The sequence below is a fragment of the Candidatus Hydrogenedentota bacterium genome (assembly GCA_012730045.1).
Lineage (GTDB): Bacteria > Hydrogenedentota > Hydrogenedentia > Hydrogenedentales > CAITNO01 > JAAYBR01.
This window is the reverse complement of sequence record JAAYBR010000111.1, coordinates 72286-93160: the sequence shown is the minus strand read 5'-3', so window position 1 is coordinate 93160 and position 20875 is coordinate 72286. Positions and strand designations below refer to the sequence as shown.

Here is a 20875-nt window from a genome sequence, read left to right as displayed (position 1 = left end):
TCAGCCAGACCAAATCCCAGACCGGCACGATGGAGTTCCTGCCCTACGGCGCCCGCCACACCGCCACCGGCACCCTGCCCCACCACCAGTTCACCGCCAAACCCTACGACACCGGCACAGGGCTCTATAACTACCCCTACCGCCACTATTCCCCCGCCATGGCCCGGTGGACGGGCGCTGACCCGGCGGGGTTGGTAAATGGGCCTAACGTCTATGGTTATACGGGAAACTCCCCAATTGCCCGACTAGATCCCATGGGGCTAGATTGGGATACCGGGGACTTTGTGACACACTACTACGCAGGAGAGACCTGGCATCAAGATACCAGCCAAAGAACGCCTGTCGATCTTGCGGTTGTTGGGCTATTAGACGACTTTCGAGCAGCACCGTCAGTCATGTCAGCCGTGAGCGCGTTTAAAGGCGAGTTGTTGTCCTATGCTTATGATTTGGCAAACAAGTGTTGTGAGAGAGTTCGAGCCGGCTGTACTTTTCGGTTTTCTAGGCGAAATACCCAAGGGACGGATGTTACATGGGTTCCGCGTCTGTTTGCTGTCGGTGATTCGGTCTTGGTTCGAAGCGCTCAGTGTACGGAGAGTATTGATTGCTGTCATAGACGCTTTGGTCTGTCTTGTGGAATGAGATTTAGCATAAGAGATTGGTTCATAGATCCTCTGTCTATAGGAATAGAGCCGGGCGGGAAACCTTATCAAATCAATGCGGACTGGCAAGAAGGATTTAGCACAAATAGCAGTTTCTAGAAAGGGGCGGTCGTGTTTATACTTGAGTGGATATTCGTGATAGTCGCACTTGAAATTAGTGTTCCGGCATGGCTGATTGTTGTCCTATTTCCTTCGTGTATTGTTTTTCTTTCCGTTCGAAAGAGAATTGGTCCGATATGGGGTATAGTAAGCGTGATATTCCTGCTTCAGCATGTCGTCATGCTGATCCTTATGTCATTGTCGGATAATCACATCCCAAAATTCATCTATCCAACCCCAGCTCTCTTAGAATACTGTATTCTTCTGTGCATCATTTATGTTTTTCGGGACCTATATCGCAGTCTCAATCTGAACAGTAACAAATGATAGGATAAATACGGACAGTGGGGCTGTTGAGAAACCCCTTTCTCCCCTTCGCTCCAGCCCTGCAAGTTCTTTGTTGCAATGCATGCTCATGGCGTGCCGAGGGCGGACGGTCCGCAGATTACGCAGATGTGCGCAGGATAAATGGGGACAGTGGAGCTGTTGAGAAACCCCCTCCAGCTTCCGTTTTCCGAGTTCAGTTCTCATGCGGCGGCCCCCGCCGGGAATGTTGGCATGATTTTTCCGGAGATGGTGTTTGGAGGCGTCAGGAGGGCTCCTATGGCTCTCCAGAGCGCGCAAAACGCCCCCGCACACTTCTTGAGGTTCATCCCTGCGGCGGTCAGGTGATGGCTCGATACAGGCACCGTCAAGATTGATTTCCTCGCCTACACGCTGAACGCGGGGAGCGAGACCACGCGGCGGCACCCGGCGGACGGTCCGCAGATGGCGAAGATGTGCGCCGAGAAGGAGGGCAGGGGGCCTGGGATCGCCGATCTCTTGATCGGCCCCTTTGAGGACTGTCCCACGGGATAGGGACGTTCCCCGGGGGAGCGAACCACGGAACACACTGAACACACGGAGGGGAAGATGAGGAAGGGAGGAGTGGGGGCCGAGGGCGGGTAGGGGCGGATCATCCTCCGTCCTCCTCGGGGGTGGGAGGGCGCGGACGGGGGCGGACTTCCTTTTTTTGCCGTCGGGGCTCGCGGGCATTGCTTAATCTCACTTTTTTTACTATACTGGCGATGCAACGGCGTGTGGCCGGCGGACAGATGATACCGCCCCGCCTGTAGTGCCGGGCGCACGGCTCATTATTCCAACCGTTGGAAGGGCGGAAAGGAAAGGAATCGAACGATGCGCAGGAAGAGAGGATTTACCCTTATCGAACTGCTGGTGGTCATTGCGATCATCGGCATCCTGGCGGCGATTCTTTTGCCGGCCCTCGCGCGGGCGCGCGAGGCGGCCCGGCGTGCCAGCTGCCAGAACAACCTGAAGCAGTGGGGCCTCGTTTTCAAGATGTACAACAACGAGGCGAAGGGGGCGTTTCCGCCCATGCTGGCGATGTATGTGCCCGCGGGGACGCTCCAGTGCGACACGACGGCCGCGGCGGGGCGCTCGTTCGTCATTGCGGCGGGGCCCAAACTGACGGCGATCTACCCCGAATACCTCACGGACCCGGCGATTATCTTCTGCCCCTCGGATCCGGAGGACAAGCCGGACGATGCGAACGCGCGGTCGGACTTCATCGGGGAGAACGGGATCCAGGTGCGGCAGGGGGAGCCCATGGTCACGCAGCCCTGCACGGGCCAGACGCGGGGGCTGCAGATCGCGGACCTCAGCTACCAGTACCTGGGCTGGGTGTTTGACCTGTGCGACAGCACCCACGAGGCCACCACGGTCAGCAATCTGACCGGACCCCGCCAGATGCTTGAGACGGCGGTTGCGGCGGGCCTGCTGAACTTTGCGCTGAACAATGTCGGCCCGAACAGCGAGGCGCAGATGGACCAGGACCAGGAAGTCTCGCCGGGGTTCGGCAACGGCGGCTCGGGGCTTCCCGGGACCGTCACCGGCCCCAACACCGTCTACCGTCTGCGCGAGGGGATCGAGCGGTTCCTCATCACGGACATCAACAACCCCGGCGCGAGCAGCATGGCCCAGAGCACGGTCTGGATCATGGGCGACGGCGTGAGCGTGTCCATCAGCGAGTTCAACCACATTCCCGGCGGCTCCAACTTCCTGTACATGGACGGCCATGTGGAGTTCATCCGCTACCAGGAGCAGGGGCCGGCGCCGGTGAACGGCGTCATCGCCAGCTTCTTCGGCACCATCATGGGCGGCTTCCTTTCCTGACCCGTCCCGCCTGAAAAAAAAGGCCGCCGCGTCCGGGGGGGGGCGCGGCGGCCTGTCTTCTCTTGGGGGGGTCAGCAGCGGCGGCCGTGGGTCAGTTTCCACGGCGCGCGGTATTCGCAGCCCACCAGCGCGTCGGCCTTCGGGTTGCCGATGACGGCCTCCTTCTCCACGTCCCAGTGGACCTCCGCGCCGCTCTTGAAGGCCAGATTGCCGAGATGGGCGATGCTGGAGACGTAGTGGGCCACCTCCAGGTTCTCGACGGGCTTCTCGCGCGTCTTCAGGCATTCCAGGAAATTGGCCACGTGGGCCGGGCGCGCGTCCTTGCCCGCGGGCGCCTTCACGGCCTCCACACTCTTCTTTTTCGGCTCGGGGATGAGCTCCCAGCCGTCCTCATTAATGATCACCGTGCCCTCGGTGCCGCTGAAGAGCATGCCGTGGGGCTGGCCGCCCGGCCCGATGCCGCCCTGGATCTGATGCTCGAAGACCAGCGTGTACTTCGGGAACTCGTAGACCGTCACCTGCGTGTCCGGCGTCTCGCTGTTGTCGTCCAGCACCAGCTTGCCGCCCATGCTGCTCACGCGCAGCGGCGGCTCCGGCCCCATGGCCCACAGGCAGACATTCAGCAGGTGCACGCCCCAGTCCGTCATCAGCCCGCCCGCGTAGTCCCAGAACCAGCGGAAATTGAAGTGGAAACGGTTCTCGTTGAAGGGGCGTTTCGGCGCGGGGCCCAGCCACATGTCGTAGTCCACCCCCGCCGGCGGGTCGCTGTCCGGCGGGTTGCCCACGCCGCCGAGCCAGTCGAGGTAGGCCCACGCGCGCACCATGCGCACCTTGCCGATGCGGCCGGACTGCACGCACTCCACGGCGGCGCGGTAGTGCTCGCCGCTGCGCCACTGGGTGCCCATCTGCACCACGCGGTCGTTGGCCTTGGCGGCCTCCAGCATGGCGCGCCCCTCGTCAATCGTCTTGCCCAGGGGCTTCTCCACATACACGTCCTTGCCCGCCTCGCACGCCATGATCGTCGGCAGGGCGTGCCAGTGGTCCGGCGTGCAGACCAGCACCATGTCAATGTCCTGGCGGTCAATGACCCGCCGGAAGTCCGACACCGTCTCCGGGGCCTTGCCCCGCATCTCCTCCACCATCCGCGCCCGCTCCGCCATGCGCGGCGCGTCCACGTCGCAGACCACGGGACAGTCCACCTCCTTGTGCTGGAGGAAGCACGGCAGGTCGGCGGCGGAGATGCCGCCGCAGCCGATCAGCCCGAGGCGGATTCTCTCGCTCGGCGGCGGCGCGGTCTGCGCGCGGGCGGTGGAGAGCAGCGTCGGCACGGCGGCCATGCCCAGCGCGCTGGCGGTGATGAACTCGCGGCGGCTCGGGGTGTCCATGATCTTGTCCTTCCGGTTGCTTCGTTCGGCTCCGGCGCGGCCCGTCCGCGCCCCCAGAACACTAGCAGATTTCCCGCGCCGAGTAAACATCCTTCGGCGCGGGCCGGTGGCGGCGGGGCAATCCCACCAAAACCCGTGGACGCTTTTTTTGGATGGAGTCCGTAATCGCCCGTTGTCCGATCTCTTCAACGCTGAAAGCGTTGCCGAATATAGCCCAGGCCAGGCCGCCGCCCGAAGGGCCAGGCCTGCCCTGGGTTGCCCGGACATAAAGAATCATGCCCCAACGGGGCAGCCGAAATTGGGACGGCACGCAAAGACAAGGCCGGCGGGACGCCAGCGGTACGAAACCAGGCCCTGCAGGTCTTTCCGCACAGCAGGCGTCCCGTCGGCTCTGTCCTTTTCCGGTGCCCAAATTTCGGATGCCCATTCAGGGCAAGGGTCAGGGGTGTCTCCTTCCCAGGGCAGGCCTGGCCCTTCGGGCGGCGGCCTGGCCTGGGCTATAGGCGGATGTCCCGTTGGGACAACAAAAACAGAATCACACAACCGAGGGGCGTTCATGCCGCTCGCAGGTGTTTTTCGAGGGCATTTCAGAGCGATTGCCTTTCCGGTGGCGGAAGCGCCCGCCCCTGTGCATAATCGGGACATCAACCCGCAAGGAGCCGTTCCCATGCGTCCGTATCTCCCCGCCCTGTCCCTGTTCGTTTGTGCCCTCGCCGCCGCGCAGGCGGAACCGGGCCCCGCCGGGTTTGCCTCGGTTCAGGAGGCCGTGGCCGCCGCGAAGGGGGCGCCGGTCTTTCTGCCCGCGGGGGAGTGGCGGATCTCCGAGCCGGTCGTCTTTCGCGGCGCGGGCGGCGGCCTCTATGGCCACGGCACCCTGATTCAGGAGAACCCGGACGCGCCCATCCTTCGGATAGACGGCGCGGAGAACGTGCGGATCGAGGGGATCACGCTGTGCCGACCCCCGGACACCGACGCGGCCGCGCCGGGGATTCTGGTGGAGAACGCCCGCGACATCGTGATCCGCGGGGTGACGGTCCGGGGCAACCGCGCCCGCGAGGGGGCCGTGGAGGTGCGCGACACCACCGGCTGCCGGATCGAGGACTGCGAGATTCTCGACTACAAGCGCGTCGCTGTGGACGACCGGACGGGGCCAACCGAGATTCATTACGGATATGCGTTCAAATGCATTGACGGCACCGGCATCATCGCGCGGGGCGTCGAGGACCTGTCCATCGTCAACAACCGGGTGATCGAGCGGCGGCTGATGCCCACGCAGGAGATGAAGGAGCAGCACGGGCTTGGGAACCTGACGGAGGGGAAGCACCCCACGAAGCCCGGCGACCTGGCCCAGGGCGTGGTTGAGCGGGGCCATGTGAACAACTGGCACCAGGGCTCCGCCATCCTGGTGACGGACCCCGAGAAGTCGAGGTTCATCCGCATCACGGGCAACTACATCGAGAACGCGGCGCAGGGCATAGACCTCCACTGCGACCACGCCGTGGTGACGGGCAACACGGTGAACCGGGGCATGATGGGCATCAAGATGACCCACGGCTGCCGCAACCTCATCGTGTCGGACAACCTGCTGTCGCGCATTGACCTGTGGGGCATTCTCATGAACCCCGGCGCGGCCTCGCACGCCGCGGAGCCGGCGGCGGAGGGCAGGGACGCGCGCCCCGCAAACGTGGACGGCGGCACGGTCATCGCCAACAACCTCATCACCGACTACGGATATGGAAACGAGTACTGGAACTGGGGCGGCGCGACGGACGACCAGGGGGGCAGCTACGCCCTGGCCTTCTACGAGGGCCAGCTCCCGGAGAATCCGCCTCTCCGCGATGTGATCGTCACGGGGAACATGGTCTACGACACGGGACGCGACGGCGTGCCGGAGGAGGGCAAGATCGCCACGCCCGCGCCGCGCTACCGCTGGGCGGTGCACATCGGCGCCTGGGGAAAGAAGGACGAATGCCCCACCTGCCCCCAGGGGCTGCGCTTTTCCAACAACCTCTTCCACCCCGGCACCCAGGGCGTCTCCAACGTCCCCCTGGAGCCGTGAGGGAAGGGCAGCCGCTGGACAGCGTTTCTGGCGCGAAGAAAGGGCGCGGCAAGCAGCGCCCCTACAAGAGTATGCCCGATGTCTTCACGCACGCCCCAGTGCTTCCGCACGTAGGGGCGCTGCTTGCTGCGCCCTTCACATGCACGAAGCCCCCGCCTGACCAACGACTGGGGCCGCAGCGGCAATTTTCACGCCCATCCTCAGAAGGCCCCCTCCACCGCCTTCCCGGCGGTGCCTTCCAGGTCTCGGACCGTGCCGCCGTAACGGACCCGCAGGGGGCCGTCGGCGTCCGGGGTGATGGTGGCCGAGGTCAGTTTGCCGTCCTGCCATGCCAGGTCCACGGTGAATCCGCCCCGCGCGCGGAGCCCTTTCACCTGTCCGTCCTTCCAGGCCGCGGGCAGCGCGGGCAGCAGGTGCAGTTCCCCGGCGTGGCTCTGGAGGAGCATTTCCGCGACGCCCGCCGCTCCGCCGAAGTTCCCGTCTATCTGGAAGGGGGCGTGGGTGTCGAAGAGGTTATCCAGCGTGGACTTGGTGAAGAGCGCCTGGAGGTTCTCCCAGGCCTTGCCGCCCTCGCCCAGGCGCGCCCAGAAGTTGATGATCCACGCGCGGCTCCAGCCGGTGTGCCCGCCGCCGTTCGCCAGCCGCCGCTCCAGCGACGCCCGCGCGGCCGCCGCCAGTTCCGGTGTGCCCGTCACGGTGAACTGGCTCCCCGGGTGCAGGCCGTACAGGTGCGATAGGTGCCGGTGGCCGGGCTCGGGCTCGTCGTAGTCCTCCATCCACTCCTGGAGCTGGCCGTGTTTCCCGACACGCGGGGGGACAAGCCGCGCGCGCGCGCGCAGCGCCTCGTCGCGGAACTCCGCGTCCACGCCGAGCAGCTCCGCCGCCGCGGCGCAGTTGCCGAACAGCTCCCACAGGATCTGCATGTCCATGGACGGCCCGGCGCAGACCCCCGCCGTCTGGCCGTCCGCCGTGGTGTACTTGTTCTCCGGCGAGTTGGACGGCGCGGTGACCAGCAGCCCCGTTTTCGGGTCCTCCACCAGGAAGTCCAGATAGAACCGCGCGGCGTCCTTCATGACGGGATAGGCCCGCTCCAGGAAGGCGCGGTCCCGCGTGAAGGCGTAATGCTCCCAGAGGTGCTGGCAGAGCCAGCCCGCGGCGGCGGTGAACTGCCCCCAGCCCGGATGCTCGCCCGGCGAGGTGTATCCCCAGACATTCGAGATCGTGTGGACCACCCAGCCGCGCGCGCCGTAGTGGGTTTGCGCGGTCTTCCGTCCCGGCGTTTGGAGGGTCTCGATGAACTCCAGGAATGGCAGATGGCATTCGGAGAGGTTGCCCGGCTCCGCAATCCAGTAGTTCATCTGGTCGTTGATGTTGTGGTGGTAGTCGCAGTTCCACGGCGCCTGGAAATGGTCGCACCAGATGCCCTGGAGGTTCGCGGGCAGGTCGCCGGGGCGCGACGACGCAATGAGGAGATAGCGCCCGTACTGGAAATACAGCGCGTCCAGCCACGGGTCCGCCGCCCCCTTGTGGAGCGCCCGCAGCCGCGCGGGGATCGTCGCGCCGGGCGTGGGGTCCGGCCCCAGCGACAGGTCCACCCGCCGGAACAGGGACTGATGGTCCGCCACATGCCTTGCCCGCAATTCGTCCCACGGGCGTGTGCGCGCGGCGTCCAGCGTTTCGCGGCACTTTGCCCCGGGATCTCCGCCCCGGTAATCCGTGGCCGCCGCCAGCAGCAGGATCACCGCATCCGCCTCGCGCACCGCGAGGCGCGCGCCCTCCGCCTTCACCGTGCCGCCCTCCGGCAGCACCAGCAGCCGCGCGGCATAGGCCATGCCCTTTCCCTGCCAGGCCCGCCCGGACATCTCCAGCACGCCGCCCTCCAGCGGCACCGCCTCCACGCGGGCATCGGGGTCCTCGGACGTCTCAAACGGCGCGATGCGCGAGTCGTTCTTCCAGGGGCGCGAACTGTTTTTTGGGTCGCGCTCCAGGCCGACGGAGAACGAGAGCCTGCCCGGTTTGTCAGCCGTGAGGCGGATTGCGATCACCTGGTCCGGGTGGCTGGCGAACAGTTCGCGCGTGAAGCGCGTCTTGCCGATGCGGTAGGACACGCCGGTGGTCGCGGAGTCCAGGTCCAGCGTGCGGCGGTAGTCCGACGGCTCTTTTCCGTCCTCGAACGTGAACCGCAGGTCGCCCAGGGTCTGGTAGGAGCCGAAGTTCACCTGCGCCCCGTTTCCCAGTCCCGAGCCCGGCCCCTTGCAGACCATGCTCTGGATCGTCAGTTTCTCCGCCTCCTCCACCCTGCCCTCGAACAGCAGCCGCCGCACCTCGGGCAGGTGCTTCAGCGCCTCCGGATTGTCCGCGTCCTGCGGCCCCCCGGACCACAGCGAGTCCTCGTTGAGCTGGATGCGCTCCTCGGCCACCCCGCCGAAGACCATCGCGCCCAGGCGGCCGTTGCCCACCGGCAGCGCCTCCGTCCACACTTCCGCCGGGGCGTCATAGGGCATCACCCACCCGGATCCCTCTGCCACCGCCGCATCCGGCGCGGCGCACAGCGCCGCCTGCACCGCGATCAGGCCGATCACACCCATCATGGCACCGTTCTCCCTGTCCGGCGCCGCCGTTCCGGCCCCGGAACATGGCCTGACTCTACACACGCCCGCGCCGGGCGGTCAACCTGGGAAGGCAGGAGTATCCGCAGATCACGCAGATTCGCGCAGATGGGGGGACGGGGCAGAGGCCACTCGGGAGAGTGGCGTTCCCAGGGATACGGGCGGGGGGTGGCCGTTCTGTCTTCTTCTGTGCCTCTGCGGCTCCGTGTGAGTCTTTCCGGAAGGGAGAAATGCGGAGACGCTGAGACACGGAGAGGATGCGGGCGGCACGGGTGCCGCTTTCTGCTCCCTCCGCGGGAAAAGTTGACATCGCCCGCGTTGAACCGGATCATAGGAGGGGACCGCCTTCGGACGGCGGCGGAGGAACAAGCGCGCGGTGGACGGCCGCGCCGGAGCCCGAAGCGACTGGTCCATCCATGAGGGTAAACAGTATGCGCCGTGCCGTCGAGCCAAGTCCCCTGACCTTTGTGTTGTTTCCCTGCCTGGCGATTCTGCTGGGGTGGGGGCTGCGGGGGTTCATTGGCGGGGGGCCCTGCGGGGCCATGATCCCCGGCGCCATGATGGGGCTCTGCCTCGGGCTCCTGCTGGACCGTCCCGTCCCGGAGACGGCGCTGCTTGCCCTGTTCGGCGCGGTGGGGGTTGGGTTTGGCGGCGAGGTGACCTACGGCCAGACCATCGGCCTGTTAAAACACCCGGAGACCTTCGCCTGGGGGCTGCTTGGGCTGACCCTGAAGGGGGCGGTGTGGGGGCTGCTGGGCGGCGCGGTGCTCGGTGCGGGTCTGGAGGGCGGGCGCATCGCGCGGCGCGACCACATCCTCGCGTTTCTCCTTGCCATGCCCGCGTTCTACATCGGCTGGCGTCTCATCAACCTGCCGCAGATGGTCTACTTCTCCGACCCGGTCAACGAGCCCCGCGAGGAGTCCTGGGCGGGGCTGCTCGCCTCCGCGCTGGCGTTTCTCGCCTGGTATTACGCCAGGCGCCCCAAGGAGGGGCCCTTCCTCCCGGGACGGTTTGCCCTGTGGGGGCTGGCGGGGGGCGGTTTCGGGTTCGGCGGGGGCGCTTTGTGGATGGCCTACGGCGACGCGCTGCCCGTGCCCCAGCAGTGGTTCGGCTGGTGGAAGATGATGGAGTTCACCTTCGGGGCCCTGCTTGGGGCGGTCTGGGGTTGGTGTGCCTGGCGGAACCGCGCGCACATCGCGCGCCATGGCGATGAGGCCCCGCTGCCCGCGCTGCCGCGCGTGGCGCTCCTGCGGGGGATATTTTTCGTGATTCTTGTCCTGCTGATTGTCTATGCGACCCCGGGCCTTCTCGCGGAAGCCTTCTCGGCGGCGGCGCAGGGTGGCGGCCCGTGGGCGGGTGCCGCCCATACCGCAGCCCGCATGACGGACAATTTCGTCGTCATCGGCGGCCTGCTCGCCGTGACCTGCCTCTGCGCCCCCGCGCTCCTGTGGCAGGCGGCGGTCACGGTCACCTTCTGCCATGTCATGATTGACCTCGTGGACGACCTGCCGGACTATTTTGAGGCCATGCCCAAGACCGCGCTGTTTTTGGCGGGGGTGTGGGCGGTGGCGCTGGCGGTCCGGGGCGTCGCCCGGCGGGAGGATCCCCGGCTGGGCATGTTCTACCTGCTCACCTGGGTGTGCGTCGAGGTGGCCACAGCGAAGACCTTCCTCCATGGGGAGTTTTTGGAGGAGGCCGCCGTCCACGGGTGGCTGCACGCCGCGTTCGCCGTCCTGCCGGACGGCATGGTTGTGCTGGGGATCTTCCTCGGGTCCGCCGTTCTTTCCTCCCGGCTTGCCGCGCGGACGATGCGCCTGCCCTGATCAGCCCCCCGCCGCGGGCGGGGGAAACTTCCCGAGCCAGGAATCCAGCCGGCAGCGCAGGATGATGCCGATCATCTCCATCCCCAGAAAGAAAGCCCGCACCTTGCTCCCCGTCACGGAGCTGACCCCGACACGTCTCCGGTAATTCACCGGAATCTCGACGAAGGGGAACCCGCACAGGATGACCAGCAGCATGAGCTGCGGCCCGAAGGCCGACCCCCCGATGGTGAAATGGGGCCGCACCGTCTCATAGGCCCCCCGCGAGAGCAGCTTCATGGAGCAGCCCACGTCGCTGAGGAAGGTCGTGTTGAACAGGAACTCCATCAGCTTGCCCACGGCGTAGTTCCCCCACTTGAGGAACACCCCCATGTTCGCCCCCTCCCACACGAACTCCCGCGCCGTGCGCGTGCCGAAGACCACCGGCACGTCGTCGCTGAACGCCAGCAGCTTGATCACATCGTTCCCTGAGAAGGTGCCGTCCGGCTCCGAAATGATCAGCAGGTCGCCCTCCGCCTCCTCCAGCCCCCGCCAGATGGCGTGGCCGTAGCCCTGCCGCGCCTCATGCACCAGGCGCGCCCCCGTGCCCGCCACCTCCTCGTCCGTGCCCGGCGCGGCGTTGTTGTTCACCACCACGACCTCGTCCACCCAGCCGGACGCGAAAAAGTCCAGCACCGCCGCCCGGATGGAGTCCTTCTCGTTGTACGTGGGGAATATGACCGATACGCGCTTGTCTTTCCACATGGCCCGTGATTATGCGGAGACCCGCCCCCGAAATCAAGACGCGGGCCGCCCTCGACGGCGCGGGGCTGCGAGGCGAGGTGCTGGTGGCCGACAACGGGTCCACCGACGCCTCCGTGGCGCTGGCGGAAGAGGCCGGCGCGCGGGTGGTGCCCGTGCGGGGACGCGGCTACGGGCGCGCGCTCCGCGCGGGGCTTGACGCGGCGGAGGGCGACTTCGTCGTCTTCATGGACGCCGACCTGTCCTACGACCCCGCCTATGTGCCGGAATTCGCCGCAGCCCTGCGCGGCGTGCGCCGCGACGCCCTGGCGCGGCTCGACCTCCACTCCGACGGCATGGAGTTCGCCTCCGAGATGATTCTCAAGGCGGCCCACCACCGCCTGCGCTTCGCCGAGATCCCCATCCATTTCCACTGCGACCAGCGGGGCCGCGAGCCGCACCTTCGCTCCTTCCGCGACGGATGGCGCCATCTCCAGCTCATGCTGCACTACGCCCCGCTGTGGCTGTTCTTCCTGCCGGGGCTGCTGCTGGCCGCGGGCGGGCTCGTAGGCATCCTCGCCGGGTTCAGCCTCCTGCCGCCGGTGCCGGCGGTCCTCGGCGGGCTCGGCGGACTCGTTTCCGTGGTGCTGGGCCTTCAGATTCTCCTGCTGGGCCTGACAGCCCAGGACCGGGTGAAGCACCCCCGCTGGCACGACGACAGCACCCTGTCTCGGATTGTCACCCGGTGCCGCCGTTTCATCATGCTCGAAAACGGCGTGCTCGTGAGCCTGTCCACCTTTGCGGTGGGCATGGCGGTGCTGGCCGCCGCCCTGTTTCGGGCGTGCGCGGGGGACGCCGCCGCGCCGCCGACCCCGCAGCAGACCGTGTCCCTCGGCATGGATACCCTCCGCCTCGCCTTCCTCGGCGCCGCGCTGGGCATCGCCGGGGTCCAGCTCTTCTTCACCTGCGCCTTCCTCGGCCTCTTCGGCCGGAAGTCCAGCTCCGACACTGAGGCCCTGCTGCCCCCGCCCGGCGGCGACGCGGGGGCGGAGTGATGCCCGCAACTGTGAAAGCCTATGGCATTTTTCCGGGAAGGTATGCTAGCATGAGGGGGTGGCACCTAACGGTCAACTTGTTGACAGGCATAATTAACCTTGCTTACTTGTTATTATATTCATAAACGACAAGGATTCCCGAGATGAAGAAGTGTGGATTCACCCTGATCGAACTGCTCGTGGTCATCGCCATCATCGGCATTCTCGCCGCCATCCTGCTCCCGGCGCTTGCGCGCGCGCGCGAGGCCGCCCGCCGGTCCTCCTGCCAGAACAACCTCAAGCAGTTCGGGCTGATCTTCAAGATGTACAGCGGCGAGTCCTCGGGATCGAAACTGCCGCCCGTGACGCTGACCGACCAGCAGACGCTCGACTGCAACACCGCCGGGTTCCCCCTGACGGGCAAGCGCGGCGTGCTGGCGGCGGGTCCGCTGGTTTCGGCCATGTATCCGGAGTACCTGACGGACCCGAACATCCTGATCTGCCCCTCCGACGCGGAGCACAAGGCGGAGGACACCAAGAATCCCGTCACGAATGAAACGGACATCGCGCTTCCCTGCCAGGATCCCAACCGGGGCATGCACCTGGCGGACGCCAGCTATCTCTATCTGGGCTGGCTTTTCGACAAGGCCGGCGGCACCGACACCGACGACCCGCAGGAGTCGCTTGCCATGGCACAGGCGATGATTCCCGGGCTGCAGGTGTCCGGCACGGCGCCCAAGCAGGTGCTGGACGGGGTCCTGTGGATGGTGACCCCCTTCTTCATCAACCGGGACACGTCCCGCGCGGATGTGGATCTTGAAGTGGACCCCGGCATCGGCAACGGCACGGGCAACACTGTCTACCGTCTCCGCGAGGGCATCGAGCGCTTCCTGGTCACGGACATCAACAACCCGGGCGCCTCCTCGCAGGCCCAGAGCCAGATTTGGATCATGGGCGACATGATCGGCGTGGATGCCAGCCTGTACAACCATGTGCCGGGCGGGTCAAACATCCTGTTCCTCGACGGGCATGTGGAGTTCCTCCGCTACAACAGAACCGGCATCGCCCCCGTCAACGTCGGCGTGGCCAACTGCGTGGCGGCCCTGCAGGGCGTCAAAAACGTCGTCATGCAGCAATAGGCCGCACCCGGCACATTCCGCCGTGTTGCGGTGATTGGGGATGCCATGACCCTGTTGCACCGGTTGTATCCAGAACTCGCGGCGGCCTTTCCCTGTCTGCCCCTGGCCGAACTGCCCACTCCGGTGACGGAGACGGACGCCTTCTCCGACAGCGGCGCGCGGGTGTTCATCAAGCATGACGAGGCCACCTCGCCGCGTTATGGAGGCAACAAGGCGCGCAAGCTGGGCTGGCTCTTGGGCGCGGCGGCTGCGCGCGGGGCGAAGGCCGTGATCACCTTCGGCGGGGCGGGGTCCAACCACGCTTTGGCCACGGCGGTGCATGCGACGGCCCTGGGCATGCGCTGCACCAGCATCCTCGGCCCCCAGCACAACGCCCATGCTGTGCGGCGCAACCTGCTGCGCGCGCTGGCGGCGGGCGCCCGGCTGCGGCCCTGCGCGTGGCGCGACACGTCAAGGGAGGCGGTCCGCTGTTTCTGGGAGGACACGGACCGCGACGGCCTCATGCCCACGGTGATTCCCCCCGGCGGGTCATCCCCCGCGGGCGCGCTGGGGTTTGTCGAGGCGGCGTTTGAGCTGCGCGAACAGGTGCGCGCGGGGCTGCTTCCCGAGCCCGACGCGCTCTATGTGCCCTCGGGCACCATGGGCACCTGTGTCGGTCTGGCCCTCGGACTGGCCGCCGCCGGGCTGAAGACCCGGGTCGAGGCCGTGCGCGTCACCACCGCCCCCCACACCAGCCCGGAACACGCGGCGGCGCTTTTCGCCCGGACCCTGCGCCTGCTGCGGGAGGCGTGCCCCGCCTTTCCGGAGTGCGCGCTGGACGGGGACCGGTTCCGCATCCGGGACGAATTCTTCGGCGCGGAATACGCGCTGTACACCCCGGAGTCGGCGGAGATGGTGCGCTTTGCCCGCGCCCGTATGGGGCTTTCCCTTGAGGGCACCTACACCGGCAAGGCGCTGGCGGCCCTGCACGCCGACGCGGCGTCGGGCCGGCTGCGCGGCCAGACCGCGCTCTTCTGGAACACCTACAACGGCCCGCCCTCCGGGCCGGAGCCCCCATCCGGGGAATACCGCCGTCTTCCCGCACTGTTGCAGACATACTTCGATCAGCCCGTCCAGCCGCTGGACCGCGACTGACCGCACAGGCGCCCCCCGCGCCAGAAGGATACCCATGGAAACCCAGCCGGTGCCCTACGAAAAGATCGTGTTCGTCTGTGTGCACCACCGCGAAGACGGCCAGGGGCCCTGCTGCGAAGCGCGGGGCGGCGCGGAACTCCATGCGGCGCTCAAGGAACAGGTGAAAGCCCTGGGGTTGTCGGCGAAGATACGGGTGAGCCGTTCGGGATGCCTCAACCGCTGCGCCAAGGGCCCCAACCTCATGGTGTTTCCCGACAACGTGTGGCACGCCGGCGTGACGCCGGAGGACCTTCCGGAAATCCTGCGAAGCTTGGCTGGGGAGAAATAGAAGGGTTTCTGGAACTGCTGAAGGGAGACCGGGGGGCGTCAGTGGCGCGCGCTGTTGTGGACGGAATGGACGATGTGGACGGTATGGACAGATCGAACATTGCCGTGCGGGTCCGTGTCCGTCCGTGTTCGTCCGTTGCGCGCCGTTCAGGTGGCGGAGCGCTTGAAGAGGACAACGCCGAGGGCGAAGAAGACGGCGTTGGCGAGCCAGGCGGCCAGGGCGGGCGGGAGTTTGTCGAGGTAGCCGAGGCCGATGCCGGCGTAGAAGACGGAGAGGTAGGCCAGGCCGATGGCGACGGCCACCCCGAAGCCGATGCCGATGCCGCCGCGGCGCAGCCGCAGGGCGAAGGGGACGGCCAGCAGGATCATGACGAGGCAGAGGGCGGGCTGGGCGAACTTGAGATGGTATTCCACCCGCTGTTTCAGCACGGGGACCCCCATGGCGGCGGCGCTGCGGATGTCCGCGGCGAGCTGGCGCGCGGTCTTGGTGCGCGAGGGGGCCTCCAGGGCGAAGAGGGCCTCCGGCGTCTCCGTGAAGGGGGCCGGGGCCTGTGTGATGCGGTTGGCGCGCACCTCCCAGCCGCGCGTCAGGTCAAACACGGCCTGCCGCCCGTTCTCCAGCATCCATTCCCCGCGCGCCTCGTCCCAGAAGATGCGCCCCGCGCGGATTTCGTCCACCCGGTCCGGGGCGATCCGGTGCAGGTACACGTCCTGCCCCGTGCGGGCGCGCCGGTTGAAGGTGAGGATGTGGCAGGACCACCCGCCGGACAGGTTCTTCCAGCTCACCCCGGCGCGGTTGGTGTCGCTGATCTTGGAGAAATACCGCGCGTCTATCTCCTCCAGCCGCCGGCTGGCGGCCACGCCCACGGTGTCCTCGAAAAGATAGGCCCCCCCGGCAATCAGGAGGGCGACGGCGACGGGCGCGCGGGCGATGCGCATCAGGCTCACCCCGCCGGCCAGGGCCGCGGTGATCTCGTTGTCCTGCGCGGCCCGGCCCATGACGACCAGCCCCGCGATGAGCACCCCGATGGCCGCGGCGTGGAACTCGAAGAGGATGGTGGGGGTGAAAAAAAGGTAGTACTGAAGAACCACGAGCGCGGGCACCTGATACTTGATGATGTTGTCCTGGCGGGTGACCAGGATGTCAATCACCGCCACCAGCAGCACGAGGGAGACCAGGATCATGCAGATGGCGGAGAGCAGCCGGACGGCGAAGTGGCGGTCGAGAATGGTCATATTCGGTCCACCCGCGAGAGGAGGAACAGGCCCGCCGCGCCCAGCACGAGGTTGGGCAGCTGCCCCATCAGCACGGTCAGGGACAGGGAGGCGAGGAAGGGCGGCTCCGCCACCTTGCGCAGGACAAAATAGCCGCACAGGATCACCAGCCCCGCGCCGAAGGCGTAGGAACGCCCCGCCCTGCGCGTGCGCGCGCCCACGGGCGCGGCGATCAGCGCCACGGCCAGGCACATGAGGGGGAACGCGATGCGGTTCTTGATGTGGATGCGGACCGAGCGCAGGTCGCCCGCCACGGGCAGGGCCTGGGTCTCCGCGAAGAGCTGTTCCAGCTCGTCTTCCAGTGCCAGCAGTTCGCCCAGCGTCATGCCGTCCTTGGAGCTCCAGGACTTGTCCGCCACCAGCGGGGGCACCGGCTTGCGCAGTATGTCAAAGGTGAAATGGCGCGTCGGGTCCGCGGGCACGAGGTAGCCCTGCCGCATCTCCAGCATCGGCTGGCCGTTTTCGCGCACCAGCCGGGCCGTCGCGGCGTAGAAGGCGTTCGCGCCCCCCTCGCCGTCCGGCTGGAGCACCATGATGTCGTGCAGGACGCCGTTGCCGTCGCGGGAGCCGATGTAGACCCGCCAGTCGCCGAAGGTGTGCATGACCCCCGCGGGCAGCAGGTCAATCGTCACCCGCAGGGGGAGTTCCCGCGAGATAAGGGACACCAGATGGCGGTGGGCGAAGGGCTGGGCGGTGTTCTGGATGAAGAAGGACGCCCCGCTCAGGAGCACCCCCAGCAGGACCACGGGCATCACCAGCCGCTTCAGGGGGATGCCCGCCGCCTTCATCGCCGTCAGCTCGCTGTTCCGTGCGAGGCGCGAGAAGGCCATCATGATCCCCAGCAGGAACGTGATGGGGATCACATAGCCGGAGAGCATGGGCGTGGTGAACGCGGAGATGCGCGTGATGTCCCACATGCGGATCTGGTCCGCCGGGATAAGCTCCATCACCGCCCGCATCTGGGTGCGCACGGCGCCCCCGGTCAGGAAAAACACGATCACCAGCGCGGACATCAGCGCGGGCACGGCGATCAGGCGGAGGTTGTATCGGGAAATGACGGTCACAGGCGTCCCTTTGGTAACCGGGATTATAGCCAATCCGGGCGGGACCGGGGTAGCCGGGGGTTCGAGACTGTTTTTCCGACGGGTCTGACCGGTCTGACGAGTCGGACAGCCGTGCCTTTTCGGGCGCGCTCTTTCGCCCGGTTGTTGCAGAAGTTGTGCCCGCACTCCTATAATCAGCCATATCTTGTGTTTTTGTGTGGTGTGGCTTCCGCAACCGGGCCGGTCCTTTTCCTGGGCCCATGGGGATTCTTTCGTGATACGAGTGGGTATTGTCGGGGCGACCGGCTATGGCGGACGCGAACTCCTGCGCCTGCTGCTGGCCCATCCCGGGGTGGAGGTCGTGGCGGTGGCCTCGACCAGCGCCTCCGGCGAGGCGGTCGGCGAGGTGCTGCCCGCGTTCCGCAAGCTGTGCGGCCTGCATTTCGAGACCTTTGACGCCGCCAGCCTGGCGGCGCGCTGCGATGCCGTCTTCGTCGGCGTGCCGGGCGGCCAGTCCATGGCGCCCGTGGCGGCGCTGCGGGCGGCGGGCGCCCGGGTGCTGGACATCGGCGCGGATTTCCGCCTGAAAGACACTGCCCTGTGGCTCCAGTATTACAAGAAGGAGCACACGGCGGCGGGGCTGCTGCCGGAGTCGGTCTACGGGCTGGTGCCCTTCTACCGTGAGGCCCTGCGGGACGCGCAGCTGGTCGCCGTGCCGGGGTGCTACCCCATCAGTGTGATCATGCCCCTGCGCCCCCTGCTGGACGCGCCGCTGGGCGCCACGCCCATTGTGGCGGACAGCGTTTCCGGCATTTCCGGCGCGGGCCGGACGCTGAACGAGGCGTTCCACTACCCGGAAATGAACGAGAACCTGAAGGCCTACAAGCCCGGCGTGCACCAGCATGTGCCCGAGATCGAGCAGGAGCTGCTGAACCGGGTGACGGTGCAGTTCACGCCCCATGTCGCGCCGCTGACGCGCGGCATCCTCTCGACCATCACGGTGCGCCCGGATCGGGAGTTTGACCCCGCGCCGTACTATGCGGCCTACGCGGACGAGCCCTTCGTGCGCGTGCTGGGCGCCGGGATCCTGCCGGAGGTGAAAAACGTCCGCGCGTCGAACTACTGCGATTTCGGATGGCATTACGACCGGCGCACGGGGAACCTTTTGATCGTCAGCGCCATAGACAACCTTGTCGGCGGCACGGCGGGCATGGCCCTCCAGTGCCTCAACGTCATGTTCGGCCTCGACGAGTCCGAAGGGCTCCGTTTCGGAGGAATGACCCCATGAACAGCCTTCCCGGGGGCGTGTGCGCGCCGCGCGGGTTCCGCGCGGGCGCGGCCGCCGCAGGCATCAAGAACCCCCAGGGCACGCGGCTGGACTGCGCGCTCATCGTCAGCGACGCCCCCGCGGCGGTCGCGGGCTGCTTCACCACGAACCGGGTGAAGGCCGCGCCGGTGCTGTGGGACCAGGGCGTGTGCGTCGGCGGCGCGGGCCGGGCCGTGTTTGTGAACAGCGGCAACGCGAACGCCTGCACGGGCGACCCGGGGCTGGACGACGTCAAGTCCATCGCGGCGCTCGTGGCGTCGGCGGCGGACGTGCCGGTGACGGAGGTGCTGGTGTGCAGCACGGGCGTCATCGGGGTGCCCCTGCCCATGGACCGGATCGGGAAGGGGGTGCGCGCCTGCGCGGCGGCCCTTTCGCCGGAGGGCGGGGCGGACGCCGCCCGCGCCATTATGACCACGGACACGGTGCCCAAGGAGTTTTCCGTGGAGGTGCCGCTTTCCGGCGGCGCGGTGCGGATTGGGTCCATCGCCAAGGGTTCGGGCATGATCGCGCCGAACATGGCCACCATGCTCTGCTTTGTCACGACGGACGCCGCGCTGGCGCCGAGGGACCTTCAGGCCCTGCTGCGCCACTGCACGGAGCGCACCTTCAACCGCATCTGCGTGGACAACGACACCTCGACCAACGACACGGTGCTCTGCCTGGCGAACGGGCAGGCCGGGGGCGCGCCCCTGGCACCGGGCACGGCGGACTTTGACGCCTTCGCGGAGGCGCTGGAGGCGCTCTGCGCCGAGACGGCCAAGGCGCTGGTGCGCGACGGCGAGGGCGCCACGAAATTCATTGAGATCACCGTAGAGGGCGCGGCGACGGACGATGACGCCCGCCTCGTCGCCCGGAGCATCGCCCAGTCGCAGCTCTGCAAGACCGCCTTCTTCGGCGAGGACCCCAACTGGGGCCGCATCGCCTGCGCGGCGGGGTATTCGGGGGCGGAGTTCGACCCGTCGGGCATGAGCATCGTGCTGGAGGGGCTGACCATCTTCCAGGACGGCCGCCCCACGGACTACGCCGAGGCCGACGCCGCGGAGCGCATGAAGCGGCGCGAGGTGCGCGTGCGGGTCCTCCTGTCCGAGGGGGCGGGCCGCGCGGCCTGGTGGACTTCGGACCTCAGCCATGACTACGTGAGCATCAACGCGGACTACCGCAGCTAGAACGGGGGGCGCCCATGCAGACAGTCATTGAAAAGGCGCAGGTGCTGATCGAGGCCCTGCCCTACATCCGCGAGTTCGAGGGGAAGACCGTCGTCATCAAGTACGGCGGCGCGGCCATGCTCGACCCGGCGCTGCGCGCCAGCACGGCGCAGGACGTCGTGCTCATGCGCTATGTCGGCATGAACCCCATCGTGGTGCACGGCGGCGGCCCCGCCATCAACGGCATGCTCAAGCGCCTCAACATCGCCTCCCGCTTCACCGCGGGCGGCCTCCGCGTGACCGACGAGGCCACGATGGAGGTGGTGGAGATGATGCTCTCGGGCCAGGTCAACAAGGACATCGTCAACCTGATGAACCAGGCGGGAGGCGAGGCGGTCGGCCTGAGCGGCAAGGACGGCAAGATGCTCTCCGCCCGCAAGGTGGACACGGAGGACGGCGAGGACATCGGCCTCGTCGGCCAGATCACCTCCGTGGACACCAAGGTCATCCGCGCCGTGTGCGCCGCCGGCATGATCCCCGTCATCGCGCCCGTGGCCACGGACCGCGAGGGCGGCACCTGGAACGTGAACGCCGACACGGCGGCGGGCGACATCGCCGCGGCCCTCGAGGCGGAGAAGCTGGTCTTCCTCACGGACACGCCGGGCCTGCTGCGCGACAAGGACGACCCGGACTCCCTGATCCACCGCCTGCACTCGCGCGACGTGGAGACGCTGAAGAAGCAGGGCGTGATCTCCGGGGGCATGGCGCCCAAGGTGGACGCGTGCCTGCGGGCGCTGGACGCGGGCGTGCGGCGCACCCACATCATTGACGGGCGCACGCCCCACAGCATGCTGCTCGAGATATTCACCGACAAGGGACTTGGAACCCTGGTCAGCCACGACGTGGCGGCCGGAAACGGAGAGTGACC

Annotated in this window: 16 protein-coding genes; 11 read left to right on the top strand and 5 right to left on the bottom strand. The window is 67.1% G+C overall.

The genetic code is table 11. From position 1 onward, the window contains the following. The coding region (locus GXY15_12830; GenBank protein ID NLV42094.1) for an RHS repeat-associated core domain-containing protein at positions 1-758 on the top strand (758 nt) is incomplete at its 5' end. Between the two features lie 1176 nt (positions 759-1934). Next, entirely contained in the window at positions 1935-2930 is a 996-nt protein-coding gene (locus GXY15_12825) for a type II secretion system protein (GenBank protein NLV42093.1), read from the top strand. A 71-nt stretch (positions 2931-3001) separates the two neighbouring features. On the opposite strand, the gene GXY15_12820 is transcribed toward GXY15_12825, so the two are convergent. Next, complete coding sequence (locus tag GXY15_12820) at positions 3002-4315, bottom strand: Gfo/Idh/MocA family oxidoreductase (protein ID NLV42092.1); 1314 nt, start codon at positions 4313-4315, stop codon at positions 3002-3004. A 667-nt stretch (positions 4316-4982) separates the two neighbouring features. Here GXY15_12820 and GXY15_12815 point away from each other — a divergent pair. Further along, positions 4983-6374: a right-handed parallel beta-helix repeat-containing protein gene (locus GXY15_12815; protein NLV42091.1), complete on the top strand. Its 1392-nt coding sequence runs from the start codon at positions 4983-4985 to the stop codon at positions 6372-6374. Positions 6375-6574: 200 nt separating this feature from the next. On the opposite strand, the gene GXY15_12810 is transcribed toward GXY15_12815, so the two are convergent. Continuing rightward, positions 6575-8965 carry a glycoside hydrolase family 95 protein gene (locus GXY15_12810; GenBank protein ID NLV42090.1) on the bottom strand — a complete coding sequence of 797 codons (2391 nt, stop codon included), beginning with the start codon at positions 8963-8965 and terminating at the stop codon, positions 6575-6577. A 449-nt stretch (positions 8966-9414) separates the two neighbouring features. Here GXY15_12810 and GXY15_12805 point away from each other — a divergent pair, with 449 nt between their 5' ends. Further along, the gene (locus GXY15_12805) at positions 9415-10806 is read left to right on the top strand and encodes a hypothetical protein (protein NLV42089.1); all 1392 of its coding nucleotides are present in this window, start codon (positions 9415-9417) and stop codon (positions 10804-10806) included. On the opposite strand, the gene GXY15_12800 is transcribed toward GXY15_12805, so the two are convergent. Continuing rightward, positions 10807-11547 (bottom strand): glycosyltransferase, encoded by a 741-nt coding sequence (locus GXY15_12800; protein NLV42088.1) that lies wholly within the window; start codon positions 11545-11547, stop codon positions 10807-10809. Positions 11548-11558: 11 nt separating this feature from the next. Here GXY15_12800 and GXY15_12795 point away from each other — a divergent pair, with 11 nt between their 5' ends. The 4 genes from GXY15_12795 (at position 11559) to GXY15_12780 (ending at position 15158) form a co-directional block, all read left to right on the top strand. Beyond that, complete coding sequence (locus tag GXY15_12795; protein NLV42087.1) at positions 11559-12578, top strand: glycosyltransferase family 2 protein; 1020 nt, start codon at positions 11559-11561, stop codon at positions 12576-12578. A gap of 134 nt (positions 12579-12712) precedes the next feature. Then, positions 12713-13696 (top strand): DUF1559 domain-containing protein, encoded by a 984-nt coding sequence (locus tag GXY15_12790; GenBank protein NLV42086.1) that lies wholly within the window; start codon positions 12713-12715, stop codon positions 13694-13696. 45 nt (positions 13697-13741) lie between these two features. Then, positions 13742-14830 (top strand): pyridoxal-phosphate dependent enzyme, encoded by a 1089-nt coding sequence (locus GXY15_12785; protein ID NLV42085.1) that lies wholly within the window; start codon positions 13742-13744, stop codon positions 14828-14830. Between the two features lie 34 nt (positions 14831-14864). Beyond that, positions 14865-15158 (top strand): (2Fe-2S) ferredoxin domain-containing protein, encoded by a 294-nt coding sequence (locus GXY15_12780; GenBank protein NLV42084.1) that lies wholly within the window; start codon positions 14865-14867, stop codon positions 15156-15158. 146 nt (positions 15159-15304) lie between these two features. Here GXY15_12780 and GXY15_12775 read toward each other — a convergent pair whose 3' ends face one another. Together GXY15_12775 and GXY15_12770 are read right to left on the bottom strand one after the other, a co-directional pair. Beyond that, a complete protein-coding gene (locus GXY15_12775; GenBank protein NLV42083.1) occupies positions 15305-16393 on the bottom strand; it encodes a YjgP/YjgQ family permease in 1089 nt (362 codons plus the stop codon). Then, a complete protein-coding gene (locus GXY15_12770; protein NLV42082.1) occupies positions 16390-17496 on the bottom strand; it encodes a YjgP/YjgQ family permease in 1107 nt (368 codons plus the stop codon). Before GXY15_12770 ends, GXY15_12775 begins: the two co-directional genes overlap by 4 nt. Positions 17497-17749: 253 nt before the next feature. On the opposite strand from GXY15_12770, the gene GXY15_12765 reads away from it, so the two are divergent. Genes GXY15_12765 through argB form a run of 3 tightly spaced genes read left to right on the top strand, consistent with a single transcriptional unit; the run spans position 17750 to position 20873 of the window. After that, the gene (locus tag GXY15_12765) at positions 17750-18763 is read left to right on the top strand and encodes an N-acetyl-gamma-glutamyl-phosphate reductase (protein ID NLV42081.1); all 1014 of its coding nucleotides are present in this window, start codon (positions 17750-17752) and stop codon (positions 18761-18763) included. After that, positions 18760-19968, top strand: a complete 1209-nt coding sequence (argJ, locus tag GXY15_12760; GenBank protein NLV42080.1) for a bifunctional glutamate N-acetyltransferase/amino-acid acetyltransferase ArgJ — start codon at positions 18760-18762, stop codon at positions 19966-19968. The genes GXY15_12765 and argJ overlap by 4 nt, the downstream gene beginning before the upstream one ends. Positions 19969-19982: 14 nt before the next feature. Next, on the top strand, positions 19983-20873 hold the full coding sequence (argB, locus tag GXY15_12755) for an acetylglutamate kinase (protein ID NLV42079.1): 891 nt from the start codon (positions 19983-19985) through the stop codon (positions 20871-20873). The last annotated feature ends 2 nt before the right edge of the window (positions 20874-20875 follow it).

Excerpts from the sequence above, each read along its gene's own strand:
- GXY15_12825 (NLV42093.1), top strand. The coding sequence starts at position 1,935 with ATGCGCAGGAAGAGAGGATTTACCCTTATCGAACTGCTGGTGGTCATT.
- GXY15_12820 (NLV42092.1), bottom strand. The coding sequence starts at position 4,315 with ATGGACACCCCGAGCCGCCGCGAGTTCATCACCGCCAGCGCGCTGGGC.
- GXY15_12815 (NLV42091.1), top strand. The coding sequence starts at position 4,983 with ATGCGTCCGTATCTCCCCGCCCTGTCCCTGTTCGTTTGTGCCCTCGCC.
- GXY15_12810 (NLV42090.1), bottom strand. The coding sequence starts at position 8,965 with ATGATGGGTGTGATCGGCCTGATCGCGGTGCAGGCGGCGCTGTGCGCC.
- GXY15_12805 (NLV42089.1), top strand. The coding sequence starts at position 9,415 with ATGCGCCGTGCCGTCGAGCCAAGTCCCCTGACCTTTGTGTTGTTTCCC.
- GXY15_12800 (NLV42088.1), bottom strand. The coding sequence starts at position 11,547 with ATGTGGAAAGACAAGCGCGTATCGGTCATATTCCCCACGTACAACGAG.
- GXY15_12795 (NLV42087.1), top strand. The coding sequence starts at position 11,559 with ATGCGGAGACCCGCCCCCGAAATCAAGACGCGGGCCGCCCTCGACGGC.
- GXY15_12785 (NLV42085.1), top strand. The coding sequence starts at position 13,742 with ATGACCCTGTTGCACCGGTTGTATCCAGAACTCGCGGCGGCCTTTCCC.
- GXY15_12780 (NLV42084.1), top strand. The coding sequence starts at position 14,865 with ATGGAAACCCAGCCGGTGCCCTACGAAAAGATCGTGTTCGTCTGTGTG.
- GXY15_12775 (NLV42083.1), bottom strand. The coding sequence starts at position 16,393 with ATGACCATTCTCGACCGCCACTTCGCCGTCCGGCTGCTCTCCGCCATC.
- argJ (NLV42080.1), top strand. The coding sequence starts at position 18,760 with ATGAACAGCCTTCCCGGGGGCGTGTGCGCGCCGCGCGGGTTCCGCGCG.
- argB (NLV42079.1), top strand. The coding sequence starts at position 19,983 with ATGCAGACAGTCATTGAAAAGGCGCAGGTGCTGATCGAGGCCCTGCCC.